Origin of the sequence: Mesorhizobium sp. M1A.F.Ca.IN.020.06.1.1, from assembly GCF_004023265.1 — a bacterium.
Taxonomy (GTDB): Bacteria; Pseudomonadota; Alphaproteobacteria; order Rhizobiales; family Rhizobiaceae; genus Mesorhizobium.
Map to the genome: position 1 here is coordinate 1 of NZ_RZSR01000720.1, position 3,135 is coordinate 3,135.

Annotated in this window: 3 protein-coding genes and 1 pseudogene; all 4 read left to right on the forward strand. The window is 56.9% G+C overall.

The genetic code is table 11. The features are described from left to right. Positions 1-384: pyridoxal-phosphate dependent enzyme (locus EOA60_RS25710; protein ID WP_128312104.1), on the forward strand; the 384-nt coding region annotated here is incomplete at its 5' end. A 110-nt stretch (positions 385-494) separates the two neighbouring features. Further along, entirely contained in the window at positions 495-1,379 is an 885-nt protein-coding gene (purU, locus tag EOA60_RS25715) for a formyltetrahydrofolate deformylase (protein ID WP_127335814.1), read from the forward strand. Between the two features lie 327 nt (positions 1,380-1,706). Then, positions 1,707-2,945, forward strand: a pseudogene (locus tag EOA60_RS25720) (DUF4158 domain-containing protein); the annotation flags it as partial. Between the two features lie 7 nt (positions 2,946-2,952). Further along, positions 2,953-3,135 (forward strand): ATP-binding protein (locus EOA60_RS25725; RefSeq protein WP_245502610.1); only part of this gene is annotated, 183 nt, incomplete at its 3' end.

Sequence of the window (3,135 nt, forward strand, 5' to 3'; positions counted from 1 at the left end):
CCTCAAACTCTTGTCCATTCGGCGGAGCCTGAAAACTTCGACGACACAAAGCGATCGCTTATCGCGGGCGAGCGGATCGGAAATGAGCCGGGTTACAACTCAATTTGCGATTCGATCGTAACGCAAATTCCGGGGGAGAAGACGTTCCCGGTAAACAAAAAGCTCTTGGCCGAGGGCTTCTCGGTGTCAGAAACCGATGTGATCGTTGCCATGCAGGCACTCGCGAACGACCTAAGAATTGTCACTGAGCCGGGGGGCGCTGCTGCTGTCGCAGCAATCCTGCGTGATCGCGAGAGATGGAAGGGAAAGACCGTCGTGGCGGTGGTTTCCGGAGGGAATGTCGACCTCGATACCTTTCGCGAGCTAATGAAATATCGCGCTTGATGACGAGTCAGGTGAAGGCTCTGACCAGCTAACCCGCACTGCCCGCTGTTTCGAATTTTCTCTTCACCCATCGGCCCATCAGGTGAACCATAACTTCGCGAAGGTAAGCAATGACCCTCTATGTCCTCACCGCAACCTGTCAGTCGACAAGAGGGATCGTAGCAGCCCTCTCCGGCTTTTTGTGCGACATGGGCTGCAAAATCATCGACAGCTCGCAGTTCGATGATCTCAGCACGGGTCGCTTCTTCATGCGCATCTCCTTCGTTTCAGAAGAGGGAACCAGCAGGGAAGCGCTTGCTGAGGGGCTGAAGCCGATCACCGATAAGTTCCAAATGGATACCGATCTCCATCTTCAGACCCGAAGGCTAAAAGTTCTCCTGATGGTTTCCCGGTTCGGTCACTGCCTTAACGACCTGCTCTACAGCTGGCGTATTGGAGCGCTTCCGATTGATATTGTTGGTGTCGTCTCAAATCACTTCGATTACCAGAAAGTCGTGGTCAATCACGACATCCCGTTCCATCACATTAACGTCACCAAGGAGAACAAGCCGAAAGCCGAGGCGCAGATCATGGAGCTTGTCGAACAGACAGCTACCGAACTGGTTGTACTCGCACGATACATGCAGGTGCTCTCTGACGCCATGTGCGAGAGGATGTCAGGGAAGATCATCAATATCCATCACTCCTTCCTTCCGTCCTTCAAAGGGGCAAATCCCTACAAGCAGGCTTACGAACGGGGTGTAAAACTTATAGGTGCGACAGCACATTATGTGACTACCGATTTGGATGAAGGGCCTATCATTGAGCAAGACACCATCCGCGTTACTCACGCCCAGAGCCCAGAGGACTATGTGAGTCTGGGCCGAGATGTCGAGAGCCAGGTACTCGCCCGGGCAATCCATGCTCATATCCATCGCCGTGTCTTTCTCAACGGAAATAAGACTGTGGTCTTCCCGGCATCACCCGGGTCGTTCGCATCGGAACGTATGGGATGACGAGCTCGGCAGTATTGACGGCAAAAACGGTTATCGCATCGACCCTGACGACGGCAAAGGCCGGTGCTATGGCGCTGGAGACGGCGGGCGGCGTCAAGCAGGACCGCCGCGTGGACAAGTCCCGCCGGCAATCTCAGCAAAGTGGGGTCAGAACAAGAGCAGTGCGAAATCGTACGCTAACGGGGAACGGAGCGTGAACCGTGCCGTAGTGCGAAAACCGGCGCATACGATCCCTGTGGACTGCCATCGCATCGGGCCAGATTTGATTTCGTCGCGCGCCCGACTCGACAAAGCTCCTGGCCCATTGGTCGTGCACGGAGTCGGGCGATGGGTAAACGGAAGCTTCTCAAGGCTCAAGAACGACTGAAGCTCTTCGATGTGCCGGCTGACGAGGACAGCCTAATCCGACACTATTCGTTGTCGCCGGCCGATCGCCTTGAAGTTGGACTGCGCAGGCGAGAGCACAACCAGCTTGGCTATGCCGTTCAGCTCTGCCTGATGCGATATCCAGCCAGAGTGCTAGGGCCAGACGAAATTCCGCCTCGCGCAATGCTAAAGTACGTTGCTGAACAGATCGGCGTCGCTCCGGGCACTTTCGCACTGTATGCGCGCCGTGGGGAAACCCGCCGCGACCACACGGCCCGCTTGATGGTGTATCTGGGTACGAGAAGCGCGACAGGGCAAGACCGTCGAGCTGCTCTATTAGCTGCGATTCAAACGGCCACGATGTCCGACGACGGTGCTGCGATAGCCCGTTCCATTGTCGCGACGTTTCGTGAACGTGGGTCTCTTCTGCCCGCCATCGACACGATCGAACGCATTGGTCTTGCCGCCCGCGCCATTGCTCGTCGACGGGCAGAAAGAGCGCTGATCGAAGAAATTTTGGTCGATACGCTTCAATCATTGGATAGGCTGTTGGAGGTTGATCCGGCGATCGGCCAAACCCGCTTTCATTGGCTGCGCTCGGCACCCGAAGCGCCAAGTGCGTCAAACCTAGTCGGGCTGACAGAACGCATTGCCTTCCTTCACAAGCTGGAAATCGATCCGAAATTGCAGGCGCGCATATCATCTGGACGGTGGGACCAGATGATCGGTGAGGGTAACGCCACGCCGGCATGGCTGGCCAACGATTTCAATGCGAGTCGCCGGCACGCTTTGATCGTGGCGCAGGTCATCAAGCTCGGCCAGAAGCTCACCGACGATGCAGTGTCGATGTTCATCAAGCTAATGGGTCGCCTGTTCTCGCAAGCCAGTAACCGCAAGAAGCAGCGGCAGTTGGATTGCAGGCCGGATACCGCTAAGGCACTGCGCATGTTCCTCGACACGATCACAGCCCTGCAGTCCGCCAACGACTATGGTCGGAACGCGTTGGAGGTTCTCGATCAGGAAGTTGGATGGCACCGGCTGCTGCGGATTAAGCCTGAGCTCCGGTCAATGGTCGAGAGCAACGAGGCGTCGCCCTTGGCCTTGGCGGCCGAGCAATATGCGACAGTCAATAAGTATGCAGGGGCATTCCTGCGGGCGTTCACGTTCCAATCGGCGCGGCGACACGATCCGCTTCTTGCTGGAACTGATGGGAGCGCTGAAGCTCTACGGGATGCGCTCGGCCTATGACGAGATCATGGGCGTTGCCATCAAGCGGCAGCACGAGCCGCCGAGGATCGTCGGCGATCTGCTCCAGGCAGAGATATCGGAGAAGCAGGCTCGCTCCATCAAATACCAGCTCGCCGTCGCCAAGCTGCCACTGGCAAAGGAC